The organism is Cognatishimia activa (assembly GCF_026016445.1).
Lineage (GTDB): Bacteria > Pseudomonadota > Alphaproteobacteria > Rhodobacterales > Rhodobacteraceae > Cognatishimia > Cognatishimia activa_B.
Genome location: NZ_CP096147.1, coordinates 2,668,114 through 2,690,434, shown reverse-complemented (window position 1 = coordinate 2,690,434; position 22,321 = coordinate 2,668,114). Strand labels below are relative to the sequence as shown.

Genomic DNA, 22,321 nt, shown 5'->3' with positions numbered 1-22,321 from the left:
GAGCGGTGAGTCGAATTATGGCAGCGAATTTTTTCAAGCGAGTGCTGATAGGTGCTCTGGTATTTTATCCTTCATTCCTGGGTGCGACTGCGCCGGAACAATCTTTGCGGCCTGTCCTTCGGGTCTCGCCGGAAAGTACCGTGACACAGGTTACCGCTACTGTGCAGCCAGTTTTGCGTCCCGTTTTGAGGCCAGATTCATTAGGTCCTCAAATCACTCCAGCGAATGCTCGGTTTGAGGCGTGGATCAGAGCCTATAAAGCGAAAGCAGCCCGCCAGGGGATTTCCAAATCCGTGCTGGATCGCGCCTTCAGAGGCGTCAAATACAACGCCGACGTTGTCCGGCGGGATCGAAACCAATCCGAATTCACCAAAACACTTTGGGAATATCTGGACTCCGCCGCCTCTGACAGCCGTGTGAAAAACGGCAAGGCGGCGCTGCGCAAACAGCGTAAAACGCTTGAGGCCATCGAACGCAAATACGGTGTCGATAAAGAAGTCGTCGTTGCGGTTTGGGGATTAGAAAGCGCCTATGGTGCCGTGCGTGGGGATGTTCCGATCATCGAAGCTTTGGCGACATTGGCCTTCGATGGGCGACGGGGTCGCTTTTTTGAGCAGCAGCTTTTTGCTGCCCTGAAAATCCTGCAAAGCGGTGACACGGCACCTCGAAATATGGTGGGCAGCTGGGCCGGTGCCATGGGGCACACGCAATTTATTCCGACCTCCTATCTGGCCTTCGCCGTGGATTTCACGGGCGATGGCAAGCGTGACATCTGGTCTGACAATCCTGCCGATGCCTTGGCATCAACCGCCGCTTATCTGAAACGCTCTGGTTGGGTCAGCGGGCAGCCCTGGGGGGTTGAAGTCACCTTGCCGCGTGGGTTCAACTACGCGCTCGCCAATCGGGGGATCAAGAAACGGCCTAGCGAATGGGGCGCACTTGGTGTGAAGGGTCTGGACGGCCGATCTGTCAAAAACTATGGCCAAGCGTCGTTGCTACTACCTGCAGGCCATAAAGGTGCAGCCTTTTTGATCTTTAAAAATTTCGACGCGATTGAACGCTACAACACAGCCGATGCCTATGTGATCGGCGTGGGCCACTTGAGTGATCGCATCAAGGGTGGTGGCAAGATCAAAGCGCGCTGGCCGCGTGAAGACAGGGCTCTGACCTTCTCGGAACGCAAGGAGCTACAGCGCCGACTGACGGCTGCTGGCTTTGATACCGTTAAGATCGACGGTAAAATCGGACCACTGACCATTGATGCGGTACGCAGTTACCAACGTTCAGAAGGATTGGAGCCGGACGGTTACGCCTCTTTGACGATCTTGAAGCGACTACGCTAGGATCGGTTGAGCGCAGCAAGCTCGACTTGCAAGGCGTCTTCATATTCCATCCGACCTCGTGACATTTGCCAAAGGCAATAGGCTGCCATGCGGTAGTGATAGGCTGGTGCTAGTGCGCGGAACCTGTTCTGTTGATCTTGGGAGAAGCTGGTCAGGAAGCTATTTTCTTCTTCAAGCGATAGCGGCTCTCCGCGATAAAGTAGTTGCATCGCCGGAGAGAGGAACACCGCAAGATCTTCTGATGCATCACCGATAGCAGGGCATTGCCAGTCAATCAGTCGAAGTCCGTCGGACCCCTGTATGAGATTGCCCGGCACAATATCGCAGTGCAGTAGAACAGTCTTTTTCGAAGGTGGAACGCTGATCAATTCGAGGCCTGAAGGGAGTTCCAATTCCGCGCCTGCGGCTGCCAAAATGGAACTTGCCTGAGCCATGATTGCTTCGGTGCCATTTGCGGACTGGCGCAGCCCCGAAGGCGGCCGGACGGCGTGCAGGCGTTGGATTAGTTGCGCAACTTCAAATACGCCTGCGGTCCACCGTTCACCATCCAAAGCGTGATACAGGTTGCAATCCATATTCTCGACAGAAAAGGCCGCGATCAGGTTTGGCGCGATGTCTTGACCTTGCAAGTGCTGCAACATCGTCGCTTCAGCTCTCGGATCATTGGGAAAGAGCGGGTTTTCTGCTTCTGACCTGTAGAGCTTTAAAACAGCGGGCACTTCGTTCTCCGGTCCCACAACCTGCCATGCCGCATTTGTCCGTCCGCCAAAGAGCGTGTGCCAGTTTCCTTCTTCTGACCAAGGCAGAAGCTTTGTCACTTTCGCGCGCACGGACGCCGGGGGAAGGGGATGCGACAGGATCAAACGAAGGGACCGTTATAGAAGCACATTGCTCTAGACCTTGGAAATGTGGGTGGCAAATTCAGTCTGAGCCCGTACCCACACGCCATCGCCTAGATCGCCAAGGGTCAGAAGGGTTGGCAGAAGCTGGCCCGCGTAGTCTTCAGAGCTTTCCAAAGGCAACATCGATGGCAGGTTGTCGATCGCCATGACATCAAGCGGCGGCGTGTCGTGTACGCGCAGCGCAGGGGCATCCCAGGTTGTTGCACGATCATAAACCGGCACTGGATTGTAATCGCTGTCCGGATCGCAGGCGACATCCCCGATGACACTCAGGCGTCTGTCCTCGGATTTTGCCGATTGCGGCACGAAGACAGGCGTTCCTGGACGCGCAAAGATGCAATTGATGAAGAGGTCATGGTCTAGGATTTCCGGGAAAGGGCCACCGTTGGCGGTCTCTGCCATATCCCATTTGGTCACCGGAACGCCCATTTCTGTAAACAAATCCGCCGCGCCGCTGCCTACGCGGCCTAATGCACCGATGACAATCGCGTTTAGCGCATCCGTGTTCTGCGCTTTGACGTCCGCTTTTAATTCGGCCAGTAGAGCGTCTTTGTTGGGATAGGCGCCAACTGGGCCACAAACGCCGCCCTGTTGTTGAGCTATCCAGCATTTCAGGCTGACAGCGGATCCCGCAAATCCGGCCCAGTAGCCAAAAGCCGCAACACGGCGGCCAGAGTCGTCAACAAGATATTCCAGATCGTAAAGTGTTCCGCCTCCGGCCTTGAAGCGCTTCAACAGAGCTTGGCCCGAAAATTGCCCTTTAAAGGCATGGCCAAACATGATGTGGCGATGCGGCAGCGGAGTTCCGTCATCAGGCAGCTCTTTCAGCCCAAAGATGATCGCATCCTGCGGTGCGCTGGGCCAGGAGTTCTCAGCGACAATCTCACACCCCGCGTCGCGGTATCCCTCAATTGGGACAATGCGCGACCCGCTTTCTTCGACAGACACCCGGATCCCTGCTCCGATCAGGGCTGCAGCACCTTCTGGCGTCAGGCCAACCCGGTCTTCATTGTCGCGTTGTTCTGCTCGTACCCAAAGATGTGTCATGATGTGGTTCCTAGTTGTTGAACTGGCATAGATCAAAGGCAGGGGCGATTTCAAACTGATTTCGAATGCGTTGTGACAAAGTGGTTTTCCAGAAGTTGTCAGGAGCAGCTATTCAGTCGCAATTCGGCACTGGCCGAGCGCGGTTATGCATGGCAAAAGTGGTTCCGGCAAACAGGGAGCGCGACATGGCGGAAACGGGCGAAACTAAGTTTGGCAAAGGCTGCCATCTGCATCTGATTGACGGTTCGGCCTTTATCTTCCGCGCCTATCACGCGCTGCCGCCGTTGACACGAAAGTCTGACGGATTGCCGATTGGTGCCGTAGCGGGTTTCTGCAACATGTTGCATCGCTATGTGGAAGGAAACACAGGGCCGGATGCGCCAACGCATGTGGCTGTGATTTTTGACTATTCAGGCAAGTCCTTCCGCAATGAGATGTATGATCAATACAAAGCGAACCGTCCGCCAGCGCCGGAAGATCTTGTGCCGCAGTTCCCGCTGACTCGCGACGCCACGCGTGCTTTCAACATTGCTTGCAAAGAAGTTGAAGGCTTTGAAGCCGATGACATCATTGCAACATTGGCCTGTCAGGCACGCGATGCCGGTGGGCGATGCACGATTATCAGTTCCGACAAAGACCTGATGCAGTTGGTCGGCGATGGTGTCGAGATGCTCGACGCCATGAAGAACAAGCGCATTGATCGTGACGGAGTTCATGAGAAATTCGGCGTCGGACCAGAGCGCGTCGTCGACGTACAGGCGCTTGCAGGTGACAGTGTCGATAACGTGCCAGGCGCACCTGGTATTGGGATCAAAACGGCCGCGCTGCTGATTAATGAATTTGGCGATCTGGAAACCCTTCTGGACCGCGCCGAAGAAATTAAACAGCCGAAACGCCGCCAGACACTGATCGAGAAACGTGATCAGATCGAATTGTCCAAACGCCTTGTTCAACTTGATTGCGAGATGGATCTCGACTTCACATTGGAAAGCCTCGAAGTGCAGGATCCAATGTCGGAGCAGCTCATGGATTTCCTCGCCGAGATGGAATTCCGCACGCTCGCAAAACGCATCGCAGATCAACTGGGGGTCGAAGCACCGGTTATCGCGGAAGCGCCGAAATCTGAAAGTGTGGCTGACGCGCCAGAAGCTTTGCCAATTGACGTTGAGAAGTACCAGCACGTCAGCACCGCGGCAGAGCTGGAAACCTGGATTGACAAGGCGCACAAACGCGGCTGGATTGCAGTGGACACGGAAACCACTGGTCTCAACGAAATGCAGGTCGATTTGGTGGGCATCTCACTTTGCGTTGAAGCCGGAGAGGCCTGCTACATTCCTTTGGCCCACAAGAAGGGCGACGCCGACGATCTCTTTGGCAGCGATGAGTTGGCTGAAGGGCAGATGAATCTGGAAGAAGCTGTGGCGATGCTGAAGCCACTTCTTGAAGACCCAGCAGTAATGAAAATCTTCCAGAACGCGAAATACGACTGCAAGATTTTCAAACGCTACGGCGTGTCGGTTGCGCCGATTGATGACACTATGCTGATGTCCTACGCGATGAATGCGGGCATCCATAATCACGGGATGGATACGCTGAGCGAGACGTACCTAAGCCATAAGCCAATCTCGATCAAATCCCTGCTAGGCACTGGTAAATCCGCGATCACCTTCGACAAGGTACCGCTTGAGGATGCCGTCAAATACGCGGCAGAGGACGCGGACATCACTTTGCGTCTTTGGCAACTCCTGAAGCCGCAATTGCACCAGAAGAAAGTCACGACAGTTTACGAGACGCTGGAACGACCATTGGTGCCGGTGCTGTCTGAAATGGAGATGCACGGGGTGCAGGTGGATCGTGACACGCTCAGCCGTATGTCCAATTCATTTGCCCAGAAGATGGCGCAATATGAATCCGAATTACATGAGATGGCGGGCAAGTCGTTCAACGTTCAATCCCCGGCACAGGTTGGTCAAATCCTGTTTGAAGACCTCGAATTGGAAGGCGGCAAGAAAACCAAAACCGGCCAATGGTCGACACCTGCAGATGTCTTGGAAGACCTTGCAGCACAGCATGATTTCCCACGTCGGGTTTTGGATTACCGTCAGTTGCAAAAGTTGAAATCGACCTACACGGATGCACTGCAGGAACACATAGATCCGGATACAGGTCGCGTGCACACGTCATATTCGCAGATCGGTGCCAACACCGGGCGGTTCTCTTCAAACGATCCGAACCTGCAGAACATCCCTGTGCGGACTGAAGATGGCCGTCGCATCCGTGAAGCCTTTGTGGCCGCGCCGGGCAATAAGCTGATCAGTCTCGACTACAGCCAGATCGAATTGCGCATTCTGGCACATATCGCTGGCATCGACGCGTTGAAACAGGCGTTCAAAGACGGCCATGACATCCATGCCATGACTGCGTCCGAGATGTTTGACGTGCCACTCGATGAAATGACGCCAGACGTGCGCCGTCAGGCCAAGGCGATCAACTTCGGTGTGATCTACGGCATCTCGGCTTTTGGGTTGGCGCGCAATCTGCATATCGCGCGTGGAGAGGCGCAAGCGTTCATTACACGCTATTTCGAGCGTTTCCCGGGCATTCGTACTTACATGGATGACACCAAGGCTTTCGCAAAAGAAAACCTCTATGTTGAGACACTCTTTGGGCGCAAAATCCACATGCCGCAAATCAATGCCAAGGGGCCGCATGCTGGCTTTGCAGCGCGTGCAGCGATCAACGCACCGATCCAAGGCACAGCTGCAGATATCATTCGCCGCGCGATGATCCGTATGCCGAGCGCTATCAAAGACCTGCCAGCCAAGATGTTGCTACAGGTGCATGACGAATTGATCTTTGAAGTGGCTGAAGATGCAGTCGATGACACTATTGCAGCTGCGCGTGAGGTCATGCAGGGGGCGGCAGATCCAGCAGTGAAACTGGATGTGCCTTTGGTTGTGGATGCCGGGATAGGCGACAACTGGTCTGAAGCGCACTAAGCGCTTCACCGCAGCTTGGAGTAAATCCCCAGCGAGTTGCCAAAGGGATCAATCGCATATTGAAAGCGGCCAAAGGGTAGATCCACGATGGGTCCGATGATCTGGGCCCCAGCTTTTTGGGCGCGGCCAACTGTGGCTTCCAATGTGTCCGGCGCATGTAAATGCGCTGTCATACCTTCACCGTTTTGCGCTGGTTTGCCGGGGTAAATGTGACCCGCCACATCTTCTTCATTTTGCTTTGGAAAGAACGCAGAGGGGTTTGGACCCATTTCGGTGATTTCCATCTGGGAATCAAATACCGCGCTGTAAAACGCAACACCGGCGTCCATGTCGGTTACGGGGATTTCACACCATACAACAGTGTCTTTCACGGGATAGGTCATTCTGAATGCTCCTGATTTGAATGGAGCTAAGACCTATCTGAAAGCGCTGTCAGATTTCGGCATGATGCTCAGAGTTGGTCCATGCTAATCAGCGGAAAAAACGCGCCGCTTGAGTAGACGCCGAACCAGCCATCTTGCTCGCAGCCCAAGTCCACCATGCGATAGAAGGTCTTGCGATCAATCCGCGCCTCAAGCCCCGCGCGCACCATCACGTAGGGGGCAGGTTCATTGTTGTCCGGATTTGTCTCAACCCGGATAGGGTGCTCTTTGTCGGCAACAACGACGTCACCGACATGGGTTTCAAATGTCAGTACCAGCTCGTCAGCGTCGCCTGTGTGGCTAAAATCGGTGGCGACGAAGGGCGCGTCTTCGACTGTGATTCCGACCTTTTCGATCGGGGTGACAAGGAAATACGACTCACCCTCTTTGCGCAATATCGATGAAAACAGCTTAACCATCTCAGGGCGGTTGATTTTGCCACCCTCGTGAATCCATGAACCATCTTTCAGAATTTGCATGTCCAGATCACCGCAAAACGGCGGATTCCACAGGTGCACCGGGGGCAATCCGCGCCCCTTGGCCTTTTTCGCACTTGCAGCAATTCCGTCTGCCGAAAGGTTTACAACATTTTGTGACGTCATAGTTTTTGCCATTTCCGCTGCAGGCGATACACTTCTCCTAAATATAGAGAAAGCAGGAGATTTGTCATGACCGATCCCGACAGCTTGCTGGGTGAAATCGAAACGCTCGGCGAAAAGCTGGGACAGGCCAAAGCTGCAATCACTCATCGCTTTATCGGCCAAGAGCGTGTGGTTGATCTGACGCTGGCGTCGCTTTTGTGCGGCGGCCACGCGCTTTTGATCGGCCTGCCCGGTCTTGGGAAAACACGGCTGGTAGAAACGTTGTCGACTGTGATGGGGCTACATGGCAACCGGGTTCAGTTCACGCCTGACCTGATGCCTGCCGATATTCTCGGGTCCGAAATCCTTGAGAAGGCCAAAGGTGGCCTCAAAGAATTCCGCTTCGTGCCCGGCCCGATTTTCTGTCAGTTGCTCATGGCAGATGAGATCAACCGGGCCAGCCCTCGCACCCAATCGGCGCTCCTGCAGGCGATGCAGGAAAAGAAAGTCACGGTTGCGGGCGAAGATCGCGCGCTGGATGAACCATTCCACGTTTTGGCGACGCAAAACCCGATTGAACAAGAAGGCACCTATCCGTTGCCGGAAGCGCAGCTTGACCGTTTCCTTGTTCAGATCGACGTGCCCTATCCGGATCGCGACACGGAACGGGATATCTTGCTTTCGACGACCGGCGTTGTGGAAGAAGAATTGAAACAGGTGTTCACGGCTGAAGAGCTGATCGCGGCGCAGCAATTGTTGCGCCGTATGCCTGTTGGCGAAAGCGTGATGGAGCGCATTCTTGATCTGGTGCGGGCATTCCGACCCGAAGATGAAACCGCAAGTGATCAGGTCAAAGATGTGGTGGCTTGGGGGCCGGGACCAAGGGCGGCACAGGCCTTTATGATGATGACCAGGGCATGGGCACTGCTTGATGGTCGCTTGGCGCCATCGGCAGATGACGTGGCTGATTTGGCTGCCCCTGTCTTGAGCCACCGCATGGCATTGAACTTTGCTGCGCGCGCGCGCGGTGATGACCTTGGGCAATTGATTGAAACGGTCGTCGCAGCGACAGACGCAACGGAGGCCGCTGCGTGAGCGCCCACCCTCAGCTCCGACGCAGAGCGGAGGCTGCCGCGTCTCGGCTGCCGCCTTTGCTTGCGCGGGCTGACAATTTGGCAAACACGGTTTTGCTGGGGGAACATGGCCGGCGGCGGTCCGGTCTTGGGGATGACTTCTGGCAATATCGCGCGGTGCAACCGGGTGATAGCTACCGCCTGATCGACTGGCGCAAGTCGGCTAAGACCGATGCGCAGTATGTGCGTCAAAAGGAATGGCAGATCGCGCAGTCGGTCACGATGTGGATCGATAACGCCGCGTCAATGGATTACGCGAGCCGCAAAGATATTGCTCCGAAGTCTGACCGCGCGCGACTGCTGGCATTGGCCATCGCCATTCTTACAATTCGCGCCGGTGAACGTGTTGGTCTTGCAGGCACATCTCTGCCTCCCAAACGTGGAGAAGGCCAGATTTGGCGGCTTTCACAGGCTCTGTTGGATGACTCTGAGCAGGCGGACTATGGTTCGCCCGAAGCCCGTGCCATGATCCCGAATTCAAGAGCTTTGTTCATTTCAGATTTCATGGGTGACTTCGAAAGCGTTGAACACGCTCTCTATAAAGCGGCCGATCGTGGGGTTCGTGGCGTTATTCTACAGGTCCTCGATCCTGCAGAAGAGGCCTTTCCGTTTTCGGGCCGCGCCATTTTTGAAAGCATGAAGGCGCAGGTCATGCATGAAACGCGCAAGGCAAATGACCTGCGCGATCAGTACGTAGCCCGCCTGCAAGATCGAAAGGCGGCGCTGCGTAAACTCGCACGGATTACCGGATGGCAATATGACTGCCACCTAACCGATGCCCCGGTTCAGAGCGCTTTGCTGTGGATTTACCGGGCGCTGGAAAGGGGACGGTGATGTTTGGTTTACCCCTTGCGTTCGCGACCCCCTGGCTTCTTACAGCCCTCATTGGCTTGCCGGTGCTCTGGCTGCTTTTGCGCGCAGTGCCTCCCGCGCCGATCCGACGACGGTTTCCAGGCGTCATTTTGCTGCTTGGCCTAAAGGACGACGAAAGCGTGATGGACAGGACGCCATGGTGGCTGCTCCTGCTGCGCATGCTGATTGTCGCTTGCGCGATCATTGCCTTGGCAGGACCAGTTCTAAACCCGGAGGCGCAAACGAAGTCTGATCGCCCTTTGCTGGTCTTGCTAGACGGCAGTTGGGCGTCAGCAGCATCTTGGCGAGAACAAAGCGACTTCTTGGTTGCCACTTTGGAAGAGGCCGATCGACAGGGCCGCAGTGCAGCCATTTTACAAGTGACCGACCCACAAGAGATTTCGTTCCTTCCCGCCGCCATTTGGGCAAGCCGTGTTCCAGAATTTACGCCAAATGCTTGGCGGCCATCCAAGCCTGAGGTTGATGCGGTTCTAGATGCTCTTTCTGACACGGAATTTGATGCGCTTTGGGTCTCGGACGGGCTGGCGTATGACGGTCGCGATGCATTGCTTGTTGCGCTTGAGGGCGCTGGCGACGTTCAGGTTTTGCAAGACATCGGGGCGGTGGTTGCCCTAATCAACTTGGAACTGAAAGACGGCGAGTTGGTTGTGACCTCGCGCAGTTCCGGCACTGTCAGTGCGCCGCACGCGGTTCAAATCATCGGCAAAGACCCCACAGGGGTCGATCGCGTCTTTGCCAAGGGCAGCCTATCTTATGATTCAAATACGGCAGAGGCCTCCTTTTCGCTTCCAGCAGAGCTTCGCGGACGCGTTTCTCGTGTGACACTTGAAGGCGTGAATTCGGCGGGGGCGGTGTATCTGACCGATGACAGTATTCGTCGCCGGGAAGTTGCGTTGATCACCCCAAACAGCGCGCGTGAAGGGTTGGAGCTCTTGTCTCCGACGCATTATCTGAAGCAGGCTCTGATCGAAACAGCGGACATTTTGGAAGGTGCACTGCCTGATATTCTGCCAGCGAATCCAGACGTTATAATTCTGGCGGATGTCGCCAATATTGCGCCATCTGAGAAATCAGACCTTTTGAACTGGGTTGAAGGCGGCGGATTGCTTTTACGCTTTGCTGGACCACAATTGGCTGCGAGCGACCTGAGCAGAACCACCGAAGATCCCTTGATGCCCGTGCGTCTGCGCGCCGGAGGGCGTTCTGTTGGCGGAGCGATGAGTTGGGGGGAGCCCAAAGCGCTGGCCCCTTTTCACATTGATAGCCCCTTTGCGGGTCTCAGCATTCCGGAAGACTTGCGCGTAACCGCTCAAGTTGTTGCGCAACCTGATCCAAATCTGGCAGAGCGGGTCTTGGCGGAGCTCAGCGACGGCACACCGCTTGTAACGCGTAAAGAAGTTGAACAGGGTCAGGTGGTTTTGTTTCACGTGACAGCAAATGCGGAATGGTCTGACGTGCCGCTGTCTGGTCTCTTCGTGCAAATGCTGGATCGTTTGGCGGTGATTTCCGCCAGCGGTAGCAATGAAACAGCCTCGATGAAGGGTACGATTTGGCAACCAATCCAAGTTCTGAACGGGCAGGGGCGTTTGAGCGATGGACAGACGTTGCCGGGTGTGGATGGTGTTGCACTTTTGGATCGAGCGACTGGGCCGGAGCTGCGACCGGGCCTTTATCAGAACGGCAAAAACAGTTTTGCACGAAACGCGGTTAAACCGGATGAGGACCTCAGCGCTTTTGAATGGCCAGCCCGTGTATCAGTCACCGGGTTTGAAAAACCATCGACTGTGGATTTGAAGTGGATCCTTTTGGTGGCGGCTTTGGTGTTGCTGGTTTTGGACACGCTTGCGTCGCTGTTCCTGTCCGGACGTCTACGAGGTATCGGAGCGACTGCTGCCCTGCTGGTCGGATTGATGACGCCTAACGTTTCAGATGCGCAGGAACTGTCCCCAAACGAGCTGACCGATGAAATTGCGCTGGCTTATGTCCTGACGGGTGACAGGACAGTGGATGAGGTGTCTTACGCCGGTCTCTATGGCCTCAGCGATGTGCTGTATCTGCGCACATCCGTGGAACCAGTGAACCCAATTGGTGTGAACTTAGAAAGCGATGAACTCGCCTTCTTCCCGTTTCTATATTGGCCCATGACGGCGAGCCAGCCAATGCCATCTGCGCAGGCCATGGAGAAGCTCAATGCGTATCTCCGGTCTGGAGGCATGATCCTATTTGACACGCGGGATTCAGACGTCGCGCGCTTTGGAGGATCGAGTCCGACCGGCAAACGCCTACAGGAAATCGCGGGTGGATTGACCATTCCGGCGCTAGAGCCGATCCCATCGGACCATGTGCTGACGCGGACGTTCTATCTGCTGCAGGATTTCCCAGGGCGTTACGCCAGCCGAGAGGTTTGGGTTGAGGCCGCGCCGCCAGATGCCGAACAGGTTGAAGGTATGCCGTTTCGCAACCTAAATGACGGTGTGACGCCGGTGATTATCGGCGGCAATGATTGGGCCTCGGCCTGGGCAACAAACACAACAGGCGTGCATCTTTTCCCTGTGGGTCGCGGCGTGACCGGCGAGAGGCAGCGCGAGCTGGCCTACCGCTTTGGCGTCAACCTGATCATGCATGTGCTCACCGGGAATTATAAATCGGATCAGGTTCACGTGCCTGCCTTGCTGGATAGGTTGGGCCAATGAGCAGCGAGATTTTCTTTGATCCCCTGATCGACATTCGTGTCATCGCTGCCTTGGCATTGCTGATGGCGGCAATCTGTGGGTTTGCGCTTTGGCGCGGGCTTTCCGGGTGGTGGTTGCGGTCAATTGGGGCTGCGGTCATTCTCGCCACTTTGATGGGGCCCGTGTTGCAGCGTGAGGACCGTGAAGAGCTCGCGGACATAGTTCTGTTGCTGGAAGATCAAACATCGAGCCAACAGCTGTCTGACCGGGCCGTGCGATCTGCAACCGCAGCCGATGACTTGGCTGCGCGTCTCGAAGCGCGCCGAATGACAGAAGTGCGGCGGATCAAAGTGGGCGATGACGAGGGCGACAAGGGAACAGCGCTGATGACGGCGCTCAAAGATGCCTTGGCTACTGAGGCATCTGGGCGCGTTGCAGGTGTGATCGCCATTTCTGATGGACGCGTGCACGATATCGACCAGGCGCCGGAACTGCCTGCGCCGCTGCATTTGTTGCACAGTGGTCTGGAAACAGATTGGGATCGCCGACTGACTGTGCGGGACGCGCCGGCCTTTGCCATTCTTGGTGAGCCAATCACATTGCGCCTACGTATCGAAGACACCGGAGCCGCCCCCGGCGTCGCGGAAGCACCACTGGATGTTTCGGTGGATGGTGGTGAAAACCAAAGGTTCAGTGTTCCGATTGGCAAGGATATCGAAATCCCAGTGTCGCTGCCTCATGGTGGGCGGAACGTGCTGCAATTCACTGTCCCATCAGCGGACGGCGAGCTGACGGACCGCAACAATTCCGCTATTATCCAGATCAACGGTGTGAGAGATCGTCTGCGTGTGCTGCTTGTTTCAGGAGAACCGCATCCAGGTGGTCGCACCTGGCGGAACCTGTTGAAGTCAGACAGCTCGGTAGACCTCGTGCATTTCACCATCCTGCGTCCGCCAGCGAAGCAGGATGGCGTGCCAGTAGATGAACTCTCGCTGATCGCCTTCCCTACGCGTGAACTTTTTTTAGAGAAGATTGACGACTTCGATCTGATCATTTTTGACCGCTACAAACGGCGGGGTATCCTCCCCGCGCTCTATCTGCGCAACGTTGCGGAATATGTGACCAATGGCGGTGCTGTTCTTCTGGCTGCTGGACCGGATTTTGCCAGTGCAGACAGCCTTTATCGTTCGCCCCTATCCGAAATTCTTCCGGCAGGACCGACGGCCTTGGTCGTGAACCAACCTTATGTGCCGCAAGTCAGCGACATTGGCGAAAGGCATCCGGTGACTGCAGGGCTGCCAAGCATTGATCCATCAGGCGACAAGCAGTGGGGCGAATGGCTGCGGCTTGTGGATCTTGTGCCCGAAAAGGGCCACGTGGTCATGACGGGTGCAGATGATCGTCCGCTCTTGATGCTCGATCGCGTTGGTGAAGGACGGGTTGCGTTACTCGCGTCAGATCAAGCCTGGCTTTGGGCGCGTGGGTATGACGGCGGTGGCCCGCAGCTCGAATTATTGCGTCGATTGGCCCATTGGATGATGGCGGAACCTGATCTTGAAGAAGAGGCTCTTTGGGGTGAGGCCAATGGCCAGAACATGCGTATTTTCAGGCGCTCGTTGGCTCCAGATGTCGGCGCGGTTGAAGTGGAAACACCGTCAGGTGACAAGGTCCTGCTTCCATTGGTGGAAATCGAACCGGGACTTTTTGAGGCGCAGTTTGAAGGACCTGAAATCGGTCTCTATCGCTTGGCGAATGGAGACCTGAATTCTGTTATTGGACTCGGTCCGGCTGCTCCGCGCGAGTATGCGGAAGTGATTGCAACGGGCGCTACGATGGAGCCCGTTATTTCTCCGATGCGGGGCGGTATTCTGGCGCTTGAAGATGGATTGCCCAGCATTCGTAATGTGCGGCCAGGACGCCCAGCGGCTGGAAATGGCTGGATTGGGCTGACGCCGCGCAGAGCTTATGAAACTCTCAGCGTTTCAAGAACTGCCTTGCTACCGCCATGGATCATATTGCTGATCATTTCTGCCTTTGTGATAGGCGCTTGGTTGCGCGAAGGTCGTCAATAAGCACCTCTCATCAACTAAGCGGTTCAAACACGCGGCATAGCAGGATAGAAGACAGGCAAATTTGCGACCGGAGCTGAGAGCATGAGCACCCCTAAACCCGTTGTCCTGTGTATCCTTGATGGCTGGGGCCTGTCTGACACCACCGAAGGCAACGCGCCGGTATTGGCAGAGACACCGAATTTCGATGCCATGATGCAGGGGTGCCCAAACGCAACTTTGATCACGCATGGCCCGGATGTGGGTCTGCCGTCTGGCCAGATGGGCAACTCGGAAGTGGGTCACACCAACATCGGCGCGGGTCGCGTTGTAGCCATGGACCTTGGACAGATTGATTTGGCCATCGAAGACGGGTCTTTCTACGAAAATGCCGAGATCGTTGCCTTCGCTGAGAAATTGAAATCCACCGGCGGTACGGCACATCTGATGGGCGTGGTGTCTGATGGTGGCGTGCATGGTCACTTGAACCATATTATTGCTGCGGTGAAGGCGGTGACCGATGCAGGCGTTCCTGTAGTAGTACACGCGATTGCCGACGGTCGCGATGTGGCTCCGAAGTCAGCACTGCCTTACGTTGAAGCCCTGGAACAGGCGCTCCCGGAGAATGCTTCTATCGGCACTGTGATTGGACGATACTGGGCGATGGACCGGGATAACCGTTGGGAACGGGTGTCTGAGGCCTATAACGCGATGATCTTCGCGGATGGTCTGAAGGTTGATAGCGCCAAGCAAGCCGTCGAAGATGGCTATGCACGCGATGAAACCGATGAATTCATCAAGGCAACCGTTATCGGTGGCTTTGAGGGGGCACAAGACGGCGACGGCTATTTCTGTCTGAACTTCCGCGCCGACCGCGCACGCGAAATCCTCGCGGCCGTCGGCCAGCCGGGATTTGACGCTTTTGACACCGGCGAGCGGCCTAAGCTGACCATGCTGGGCATGGTGGATTACTCGGATGAACACGTGAAGTTCATGACTTCGGCCTATCCAAAAAAGGCTATCGTGAACACTTTGGGGGAATGGGTAGCCAAGCAAGGCAAAACCCAGTTCCGCCTCGCAGAGACAGAAAAATATCCTCACGTGACTTTCTTCCTGAACGGTGGTGAAGAAACCCCGTCTGAGGGCGAAGATCGCTTCATGCCGCTTTCCCCGAAGGTAGCGACCTATGATCTGCAACCGGAAATGTCGTCGAGCGAAGTGACTGAGAAATTTGTGGCGGCCATCGAGCAGGGTTACGACCTGATTGTCACGAATTACGCAAACCCTGATATGGTCGGCCATACCGGCGATGTGAACGCCGCCATGGCAGCTTGTGCTGCAGTTGATCAGGGTCTTGGCGCTGTGCGTACAGCACTCGAAAAGGTCGGCGGAGCGATGATTGTGACAGCGGATCATGGCAATTGCGAAGTCATGATCGATCCGGAAACCAAAGGTCCACACACCGCACACACGACAAATCTTGTGCCGGTTATTCTGGTAAATGGTCCTGAAGGTGCGTCTCTGAATGCTGGACGTTTGGCTGACCTTGCTCCATCTCTGCTAGACCTCATGGGCCTGCCGCAGCCTCAAGAAATGACCGGTGAAAGCTTGATCCAGCGATGAAGTTTGTCCTGCTTCTAGCAGCGCTCATAACGAGCGCAGGGGTTTTGTCGGCTGAGACCGATGCCTCTGCTGCGGCCCGCGAAGCTGCAGCAAAGCTGGAGGCAGCGTCGCTGTCATTGGATAAAGCGAAAACCTCTCGCAACCGGGTAAAAGCGCTGACTCAAACGGTGCACGCCTATGAGGAAGGTCTCGCTGCTTTACGCGAAGGTCTGCGCCGCGCTGCGATCCGTGAAAAACAGCTGGATCAGCAACTCAAATCAAAAGAAGCAGAGATCGCGCGCCTGTTGGGGGTTTTGCAATCTGTTGGTCGCACAGAAAGTCCGACAATGCTGCTGCATCCGAACGGGCCAGAGGGTACCGTGCGCGCCGGAATGATCCTCGCAGATGTCACGCCTGCGATGGATTCAGAAGCCGCCAAGTTACGTGATCTTTTGACAGAGGTGAAAATCCTGAGAGGGTTGCAACAAAGCGCTGCGGATACACTCGCCGAAGGTCTGAACGGTGCGCAGGCATCTCGCATGGCTTTGTCCCAGGCGATTTCTGATCGCACCGATCTACCACGTCGGTTTACGGAAGATCCGGTTCAGACGGCACTGTTGATTGCGTCCACGGAAACGCTGGAAGGCTTTGCCAGCGGGCTGGTGGAAATGGCACCTGAACCAGAAGGTCTGGCTGCGTTGCCTGACATTGATCACCGTAAAGGAAACCTGCCTTTACCAGTTCAGGCCGAAATTCTGCGCCGGCCCGGCGAGGCGGATGCAGCGGGTCTCGTGCGCCCTGGTCTGGTTCTGGCGGCGCGTCCAAATGCGCTTGTCACATCACCCGTTGCGGCCACCATTCGCTACCGTGGGCCGCTTCTTGATTTTGGCAATGTCATGGTGCTTGAACCGCAACCGGGGCTTCTGTTTGTTTTTGCAGGTCTTGAGACGGTGTTCGGAGACGTGGGACAAGTGGTTGCAAGCGGCGCTCCGGTGGGTCTAATGGGCGGAAATGATCCTAAGATCGATGCCATCCTTTCACAGTCAAGTGAAGGCACTGGTCAGGACCGTACGGAAACGCTCTATATAGAGGTGAGACAGGGCAAGACTCCGGTCAACCCGGAGGATTGGTTCCAAACCAATAAGGATGGATGAAGATGAGAAGATTCGTCGTGGCTGCGTTGGGCGGCACTTTGGCCGGCATACTGGCAACAACCCAGATCGCGGGCCCGCTGATCGCTCAGGAAAACGAACGCCAAAGCAGCGTCTATGAACAGCTTGATCTGTTCGGCGACATCTTTGAACGCATTCGTGCACAATACGTGGAAGAAGTGGATGAAGCCGATCTGATCGAAGCGGCGATCAACGGTATGCTGACCTCCCTTGATCCGCATTCAGGTTACCTTGCACCGGATGACGCAGCGCAGATGCGCCTGCAGACACGTGGTGAATTTGGCGGCCTTGGCATCGAAGTCACGCAGGAAGAAGGCTTTGTAAAAGTCGTCTCTCCAATCGACGGAACTCCGGCGGATGAAGCTGGCATTGAGGCCGGCGACTTCATCACGCATGTGGATGGCGAAAGCGTTTTGGGTCTCACGTTGGATGCTGCGGTTGATTTGATGCGCGGTCCAGTGGGCTCTGAGATTATCGTGACAATCGCGCGTGAAGGGGAAACCGAACCGTTTGACGTTTCGATCATCCGCGACACCATTAAACTGACGGCCGTCCGGTCTCGTACCGAAGGCGATACGCTGGTGATGCGTGTCACAACCTTCAACGACCAGACCTATCCGAATCTTAAAGACGGCATCGAGAAAGAAATCGAGGCTGCTGGCGGTCTGGAAAATCTGAATGGCTTGGTTCTGGACCTTCGCAACAACCCAGGTGGTCTGCTTACTCAAGCAATCCGTGTTTCAGATGCATTCCTGGAGAAGGGCGAGATTGTCTCCACGCGTGGTCGTGATGCTGCGGACGGAGAGCGTTTCAATGCAACTCCGGGTGACCTGATCGATGGGAAGCCGCTTGTTGTTTTGATTAACGGTGGGTCGGCCTCCGCATCTGAAATCGTTGCAGGTGCTCTGAAAGACCATCGTCGTGCGATTGTCGTAGGCACGAAGAGCTTTGGTAAAGGTTCGGTTCAAACCGTGATGCCGCTGCGTGGAGAAGGTGCGATGCGCTTAACCACAGCACGTTACTACACGCCATCAGGTCGCTCTATTCAGGCTTTGGGCGTATCGCCTGACATCGTGGTGGAACAGCCACGCCGCCGCGTGAATGAGGAGGCCGAAGAGGAAACTGGTCGCAATCGTTCTGAAGCGGACCTGCGCGGCAGCTTGAACAATGACAGTCTGACAGAAGATGAAATTCGCCAGATCGAAGATGATCGTGCGGCGGCAGAAGCAGCGGCGCAACTTCGCGAAGATGACTACCAGTTGGCTTATGCCATCGACATTCTGAAAGGCCTGTCCGCTCTGGCACCATCAGAGTAAACGGTTGTCAAAATGTGTGCCTGCGGCACGTTTGATATATCGCGATTGTGCTTTTAGCAAAATCGCTCATGCGGGCGCCATTTGGCGCCCGTTTTGCTTGCCCCTTAGCGCTGCATTCGTTTTAAGGGGCGCAAAGCTGGAGCACCCTATGACGCCTGAAGAGATTGCCAAACTGCCTTATCGCAAGAACGTAGGCGTGATGCTGGTCAATGCCGATGGCGGTGTGTTTGTTGGTCAAAGATTAGACAGCGAGGTGCCTGCTTGGCAGATGCCACAAGGCGGCATCGACAAAGGCGAGGACGCCAAAACCGCAGCGCTGCGCGAACTTGAAGAAGAAACTGGGGTCTCTCCAGATTTGGTCACGTTGGTGGCTGAAACAAAGGGCTGGATAGCCTATGATTTGCCTCATGATATCGTGCCCCGCATTTGGAAAGGCCGCTTCCGGGGACAGCAGCAGAAGTGGTTTTTGTTCAGATTTCACGGCTCAGACGATCAGGTGAATATCGAGGTCGATCATCAGGAGTTCTCTGCTTGGCGCTGGCTGCCCTACGGCGAGCTTGTCGAAAATATCGTGCCGTTTAAACGCGCGGTCTATGAACAAGTTGTCGATGAATTTGCCGAACACTTCTGAACGGGGCTAAACGATCCGCTGTTCCAAATCGCGTGGATCACTTACCTCAACGTGCCAATAGGCTATCGCGTCATCTCCGATCCTTTTCAGGACACGGGCCAAGTCTTCGTGTCGAACTAGGCGCCAGAGAGCATAGGCGGTCGCTTCGATGGCATTGTCTGGGGTCAGATTGTGATGTGGCCTCAAGTCCTTGACTTCTTGCGTCAACTCCTCTCGGGTTCCAAATGGCAATCTGGGTTCATCCAATCTCCAACCCTCAACAAAGATCGCTCTCGGTACCGTGGGCAGGATATTTGCAAAGTCCAATGCTTGTTGCGGAGTTAGACGCCTTCGAAAGGTCATTAGGACTGCCTGTATGGCTGTGTAGGTGTTGTTGTCTGATGGCAGCGACATCTGATCCTTGGCATAATCCAAAAATGCGCGCCATTCCCTATGTGAATGGCGGTATGTCCAAGGCATCGGCATAAGAATCTCCGAATTTTAAAATTCTTTGTCACACATTCCCATTCGGAGCTGTCTAACTCAATATAGGCTTCAAGAGGTAGACATGCTGGAAACGGTTCAAAAAGCACAGCGGGGAGATGCAAAGGCGTTGGAAGCCATTGCGCGCTCTATACAAAATCAGGTGCATCGTTTGGCCTTACGTATGCTGGCAGATGTGTCCCAGGCAGAAGATGCGACGCAGGACATATTGGTGCGTGTCATCACCAAGCTCTCTACGTTCAAAGGTGAAAGCAAATTTGAAACCTGGGTCTACCGGGTGGCGATGAACCACCTTTTGACCGCCAAAAAGATCCGGGACACAGATCCAGGTTTGAATTTCTCAGCCTTTGAAGATGATTTGCTCAACGGGTTGTCTGATACCGCTCCTGACGCAATAGATGCGATTGCCGTTAACGAACTGCGCCTAAAGTGCACGATGGCAATGCTCTTGTGTCTAGATGCGAACCATAGAGCTGCCTATGTGCTGGGTGAAATTCTTGAGATGGAACACGCCGCCGCGGCTGAAGTCTTAGAGGTAGCGCCCGCAACGTATCGACAGAGACTTTCCCGAGCGCGTCAGAAAGTACAAGAATTCACGGCCCGTGCATGTGGCCTGGCCTCTAAGACTGCGAATTGTCATTGCTCGCGCAGGTTAGAGGCTGCGACCGAACAAGGGCGCATTGGGCAGAATGAGGCAACCCTGGCTTTGGCGCCAAGCTTTTCTGAAGCCGAAGCGATAGCAGCTCGAACCAATGCGGCGCTGATATCAAAAAAATTACAGCAGGCAACGGGCCCGCTTCAAACGGGGCGCGACATCGCATCTGATGTGCTGCGCATCGTCAACCCGCCGGGACGAGCCGGCTAACCACCCACCCAAAAAAGGAAACCCAATGAAACATGCAGCCGCATGGCTGATGGCGCTCGCGCTATCGATCACTTCAATCTCAGCAGGAGAAAGCAAAATGAATGCAGAACAAACCGATGTCCTAGACCTTATCAATTCCATGACCTCAGCTTTTGAAGCGAAGGACTTTGAATCAGTAATGGCCACTTATGAGCCTCACGTGACAATCATGTTTGAACCGGGCAAAGCGACCACTGACAAGACTGCAATCATAAAGGCGTTTGAAGAGTTTGCCTCTGTAGACCCTCGTTTCACCTATTCTGGCCATGAGGTCATTGTTCAGGGCGATATCGCGCTCCATATCGCGCCCTGGGCTATGACGGGTGTTCTTCCTGATGGTCAAAATATCGAACAGTCAGGTTTGTCTGTGGCGGTCGCTCGCCGTCAGGAAGATGGCAGTTGGAAGATGGTTATTGATAACCCTCATGGTAGCCGCCTTTTGCAAAACTAGGGTTTGTAACGACATTCACCGTCACCTATCTGGAGGCGGTGAATCCGATGGACAGGGTTTACGCCACACTGTAAGCAAACCCGACTATGGCCAAAAAAGACAAAACAGATCCGAACTATAAGGTGATCGCCGAGAACCGGCGCGCGCGCTATGACTATGCCATCGAAGATGACATTGAGTGCGGGATTGTTTTGACAGGTTCAGAGGTCAAATCTTTGCGCGAGAATTCGGCCAATGTGGCTGAAAGCTATGCTGAAGTGAACGAAGGCGAGCTGTGGCTCGTCAATAGTTACATCGCCCCCTATGAACGCGCGATGTTCAGCCATATGGAGCGTCGTCGTCGCAAACTGCTGGTCAGCAAAAGAGAATTGTCTCGCCTTTGGAATGACACCCAACGCAAAGGGATGACCATTGTACCTCTGGTCATGTACTTCAATCACAAAGGGCTGGTGAAACTGAAGATCGGCATTGCCAAAGGTAAGAAGAACCACGACAAACGTGCGTCTGAGGCGAAGCGTGACTGGGGGCGCCAAAAGCAACGTCTGTTGCGCCATGGTGAGTGATCCAACATAAATAAACCCCATGCCACTGTCGTAGCATGGGGGTACTCATAACTCCCTGGCACTCGTATTCCGTTGCCCCGAGTCGAGGCTCTTTATGAAATAATACCAAATTCGCTGGAATTTGGAGGTTTTTCTGTTCACAACTTTGGCATCGCTGGAAACATGTTCCGCTTTTGCTATGGGCAATGGGCCGACAATACTGCGATGCACAGCCAAATTCCCGCGATATTAGGCATTAGGTGGCAAAACGGCATCCACTAGTCTTGCCTCCATTTCGTTGCAGTTGTAGGCAAGACTCGAACCCCCAGATCGAGGCCGAACATGCCGAAGAATGATCCCAGAACACTGGTTTCTACCGAATGGCTGGAAACGCAATTGAATGATCCAGATATTCGGATCCTTGATGCGTCATGGTTTCTGCCGACATCTGGACGAGACCCAAAGGCGGAATTCGCCACAGGTCACATCCCAGGTGCGCGCTTCTTTGACATCGATGAAATCGCGGATTTGCGATCTTCACTGCCGCACATGGTGCCTCCGGTTGAGAAATTTATGTCTCGTGTGCGCGAAATGGGAGTTGGCGACGGCCACCAGGTAGTTGTCTATGACACCAGCGGGATTTTCTCTGCGCCACGCGTTTGGTGGCTGTTCAAGTTGATGGGCCACAAAGATGTTGCTGTGCTTGATGGCGGCTTACCGAAATGGAAATCTGAAAATCGTCCAATCACAACTGAACCGGCGGTAATTCGTGACAGACACATGTTTGTCACCTTCCAAAAGGAGATGGTGAAAGACGTCACTCAGGTGTCTCATGCATCCAAATTGCAGGATTACGCGATCATTGACGCACGCTCTGCTGAGCGTTTCCGCGGAGAGGTCGAAGAGCCGCGCGAGGGTATGCGCTCTGGGCATATTCCAAACGCGCGCAATGTTCCTTTTTCGTCGTTGTTGAATGCAGATCAGACCATGAAGTCGCCCGAAGAAACCAAGGCGATTTTTGAAGCAGCGGGCGTCGATCTGAATAAGCCTGCGATCACCAGCTGCGGCTCTGGCATCACTGCCGCGATATTGATTTTGGCCATGGAGCGGTTCGGCAAGACTGACCATGCGCTTTACGATGGATCATGGACTGAATGGGGGGCCTTCCCAACTGTCCCAATTGCCACTGGAGAAGCCTAA

Annotated in this window: 19 protein-coding genes; 14 read left to right on the top strand and 5 right to left on the bottom strand. The window is 54.9% G+C overall.

Annotated features, from left to right (window positions below):
* Positions 1 to 17: 17 nt before the first annotated feature.
* Complete coding sequence (locus M0D42_RS13430) at positions 18 to 1,343, top strand: lytic murein transglycosylase (RefSeq protein ID WP_419195941.1); 1,326 nt, start codon at positions 18 to 20, stop codon at positions 1,341 to 1,343.
* On the opposite strand, the gene M0D42_RS13425 is transcribed toward M0D42_RS13430, so the two are convergent.
* Together M0D42_RS13425 and M0D42_RS13420 are read right to left on the bottom strand one after the other, a co-directional pair.
* On the bottom strand, positions 1,340 to 2,161 hold the full coding sequence (locus M0D42_RS13425) for an aminoglycoside phosphotransferase family protein (RefSeq protein WP_265019121.1): 822 nt from the start codon (positions 2,159 to 2,161) through the stop codon (positions 1,340 to 1,342). The two genes, M0D42_RS13430 and M0D42_RS13425, sit on opposite strands and share 4 nt — an antisense overlap.
* 75 nt (positions 2,162 to 2,236) lie before the next feature.
* Complete coding sequence (locus tag M0D42_RS13420; protein WP_265019120.1) at positions 2,237 to 3,292, bottom strand: saccharopine dehydrogenase; 1,056 nt, start codon at positions 3,290 to 3,292, stop codon at positions 2,237 to 2,239.
* Positions 3,293 to 3,477: 185 nt separating this feature from the next.
* Here M0D42_RS13420 and polA point away from each other — a divergent pair, with 185 nt between their 5' ends.
* Positions 3,478 to 6,291: a DNA polymerase I gene (gene polA, locus M0D42_RS13415; protein WP_265019119.1), complete on the top strand. Its 2,814-nt coding sequence runs from the start codon at positions 3,478 to 3,480 to the stop codon at positions 6,289 to 6,291.
* Between the two features lie 5 nt (positions 6,292 to 6,296).
* Here the strand turns inward: polA and M0D42_RS13410 are convergent, their stop codons facing one another.
* Together M0D42_RS13410 and M0D42_RS13405 are read right to left on the bottom strand one after the other, a co-directional pair.
* Positions 6,297 to 6,674: a VOC family protein gene (locus M0D42_RS13410; protein WP_265019118.1), complete on the bottom strand. Its 378-nt coding sequence runs from the start codon at positions 6,672 to 6,674 to the stop codon at positions 6,297 to 6,299.
* Between the two features lie 68 nt (positions 6,675 to 6,742).
* A complete protein-coding gene (locus M0D42_RS13405; protein WP_265019117.1) occupies positions 6,743 to 7,315 on the bottom strand; it encodes a DUF1285 domain-containing protein in 573 nt (190 codons plus the stop codon).
* 66 nt (positions 7,316 to 7,381) lie between these two features.
* On the opposite strand from M0D42_RS13405, the gene M0D42_RS13400 reads away from it, so the two are divergent.
* From M0D42_RS13400 to M0D42_RS13365, 8 genes are all read left to right on the top strand, one after another.
* Positions 7,382 to 8,389: an AAA family ATPase gene (locus M0D42_RS13400; protein ID WP_265019116.1), complete on the top strand. Its 1,008-nt coding sequence runs from the start codon at positions 7,382 to 7,384 to the stop codon at positions 8,387 to 8,389.
* The gene (locus M0D42_RS13395; RefSeq protein WP_265019115.1) at positions 8,386 to 9,261 is read left to right on the top strand and encodes a DUF58 domain-containing protein; all 876 of its coding nucleotides are present in this window, start codon (positions 8,386 to 8,388) and stop codon (positions 9,259 to 9,261) included. Before M0D42_RS13400 ends, M0D42_RS13395 begins: the two co-directional genes overlap by 4 nt.
* On the top strand, positions 9,261 to 11,993 hold the full coding sequence (locus M0D42_RS13390; protein ID WP_265019114.1) for a DUF4159 domain-containing protein: 2,733 nt from the start codon (positions 9,261 to 9,263) through the stop codon (positions 11,991 to 11,993). The genes M0D42_RS13395 and M0D42_RS13390 overlap by 1 nt, the downstream gene beginning before the upstream one ends.
* Entirely contained in the window at positions 11,990 to 14,044 is a 2,055-nt protein-coding gene (locus M0D42_RS13385) for a hypothetical protein (protein WP_265019113.1), read from the top strand. Before M0D42_RS13390 ends, M0D42_RS13385 begins: the two co-directional genes overlap by 4 nt.
* Positions 14,045 to 14,125: 81 nt before the next feature.
* Positions 14,126 to 15,643 (top strand): 2,3-bisphosphoglycerate-independent phosphoglycerate mutase, encoded by a 1,518-nt coding sequence (gpmI, locus tag M0D42_RS13380; protein ID WP_265019112.1) that lies wholly within the window; start codon positions 14,126 to 14,128, stop codon positions 15,641 to 15,643.
* On the top strand, positions 15,640 to 16,776 hold the full coding sequence (locus M0D42_RS13375) for a murein hydrolase activator EnvC family protein (protein ID WP_265019111.1): 1,137 nt from the start codon (positions 15,640 to 15,642) through the stop codon (positions 16,774 to 16,776). Before gpmI ends, M0D42_RS13375 begins: the two co-directional genes overlap by 4 nt.
* Positions 16,777 to 16,778: 2 nt before the next feature.
* Positions 16,779 to 18,110, top strand: a complete 1,332-nt coding sequence (locus M0D42_RS13370) for a S41 family peptidase (RefSeq protein WP_265019110.1) — start codon at positions 16,779 to 16,781, stop codon at positions 18,108 to 18,110.
* A gap of 148 nt (positions 18,111 to 18,258) precedes the next feature.
* Complete coding sequence (locus M0D42_RS13365; RefSeq protein ID WP_265019109.1) at positions 18,259 to 18,741, top strand: RNA pyrophosphohydrolase; 483 nt, start codon at positions 18,259 to 18,261, stop codon at positions 18,739 to 18,741.
* 6 nt (positions 18,742 to 18,747) lie between these two features.
* On the opposite strand, the gene M0D42_RS13360 is transcribed toward M0D42_RS13365, so the two are convergent.
* Positions 18,748 to 19,206: a DUF2267 domain-containing protein gene (locus M0D42_RS13360; protein ID WP_265019108.1), complete on the bottom strand. Its 459-nt coding sequence runs from the start codon at positions 19,204 to 19,206 to the stop codon at positions 18,748 to 18,750.
* An 82-nt stretch (positions 19,207 to 19,288) separates the two neighbouring features.
* Here M0D42_RS13360 and M0D42_RS13355 point away from each other — a divergent pair, with 82 nt between their 5' ends.
* The 4 genes from M0D42_RS13355 to sseA all read left to right on the top strand — a co-directional run bounded on the left by M0D42_RS13355 (position 19,289) and on the right by sseA (position 22,321).
* A complete protein-coding gene (locus M0D42_RS13355; protein WP_265019107.1) occupies positions 19,289 to 20,089 on the top strand; it encodes an RNA polymerase sigma factor in 801 nt (266 codons plus the stop codon).
* A 25-nt stretch (positions 20,090 to 20,114) separates the two neighbouring features.
* Complete coding sequence (locus tag M0D42_RS13350; protein WP_265019106.1) at positions 20,115 to 20,579, top strand: YybH family protein; 465 nt, start codon at positions 20,115 to 20,117, stop codon at positions 20,577 to 20,579.
* An 86-nt stretch (positions 20,580 to 20,665) separates the two neighbouring features.
* Complete coding sequence (smpB, locus tag M0D42_RS13345; protein WP_265019105.1) at positions 20,666 to 21,142, top strand: SsrA-binding protein SmpB; 477 nt, start codon at positions 20,666 to 20,668, stop codon at positions 21,140 to 21,142.
* Positions 21,143 to 21,463: 321 nt separating this feature from the next.
* On the top strand, positions 21,464 to 22,321 hold the full coding sequence (gene sseA / locus M0D42_RS13340; protein ID WP_265019104.1) for a 3-mercaptopyruvate sulfurtransferase: 858 nt from the start codon (positions 21,464 to 21,466) through the stop codon (positions 22,319 to 22,321).

Coding starts and splice junctions, on each gene's coding strand:
- M0D42_RS13375 (WP_265019111.1), top strand. CDS start 15,640: ATGAAGTTTGTCCTGCTTCTAGCAGCGCTCATAACGAGCGCAGGGGTT.
- M0D42_RS13365 (WP_265019109.1), top strand. CDS start 18,259: ATGACGCCTGAAGAGATTGCCAAACTGCCTTATCGCAAGAACGTAGGC.
- polA (WP_265019119.1), top strand. CDS start 3,478: ATGGCGGAAACGGGCGAAACTAAGTTTGGCAAAGGCTGCCATCTGCAT.
- M0D42_RS13430 (WP_419195941.1), top strand. CDS start 18: ATGGCAGCGAATTTTTTCAAGCGAGTGCTGATAGGTGCTCTGGTATTT.
- M0D42_RS13385 (WP_265019113.1), top strand. CDS start 11,990: ATGAGCAGCGAGATTTTCTTTGATCCCCTGATCGACATTCGTGTCATC.
- M0D42_RS13420 (WP_265019120.1), bottom strand. CDS start 3,292: ATGACACATCTTTGGGTACGAGCAGAACAACGCGACAATGAAGACCGG.
- M0D42_RS13390 (WP_265019114.1), top strand. CDS start 9,261: ATGTTTGGTTTACCCCTTGCGTTCGCGACCCCCTGGCTTCTTACAGCC.
- M0D42_RS13360 (WP_265019108.1), bottom strand. CDS start 19,206: ATGCCGATGCCTTGGACATACCGCCATTCACATAGGGAATGGCGCGCA.
- gpmI (WP_265019112.1), top strand. CDS start 14,126: ATGAGCACCCCTAAACCCGTTGTCCTGTGTATCCTTGATGGCTGGGGC.
- M0D42_RS13400 (WP_265019116.1), top strand. CDS start 7,382: ATGACCGATCCCGACAGCTTGCTGGGTGAAATCGAAACGCTCGGCGAA.
- M0D42_RS13410 (WP_265019118.1), bottom strand. CDS start 6,674: ATGACCTATCCCGTGAAAGACACTGTTGTATGGTGTGAAATCCCCGTA.
- M0D42_RS13350 (WP_265019106.1), top strand. CDS start 20,115: ATGAAACATGCAGCCGCATGGCTGATGGCGCTCGCGCTATCGATCACT.
- smpB (WP_265019105.1), top strand. CDS start 20,666: ATGGCCAAAAAAGACAAAACAGATCCGAACTATAAGGTGATCGCCGAG.
- M0D42_RS13370 (WP_265019110.1), top strand. CDS start 16,779: ATGAGAAGATTCGTCGTGGCTGCGTTGGGCGGCACTTTGGCCGGCATA.
- M0D42_RS13355 (WP_265019107.1), top strand. CDS start 19,289: ATGCTGGAAACGGTTCAAAAAGCACAGCGGGGAGATGCAAAGGCGTTG.
- M0D42_RS13405 (WP_265019117.1), bottom strand. CDS start 7,315: ATGACGTCACAAAATGTTGTAAACCTTTCGGCAGACGGAATTGCTGCA.
- sseA (WP_265019104.1), top strand. CDS start 21,464: ATGCCGAAGAATGATCCCAGAACACTGGTTTCTACCGAATGGCTGGAA.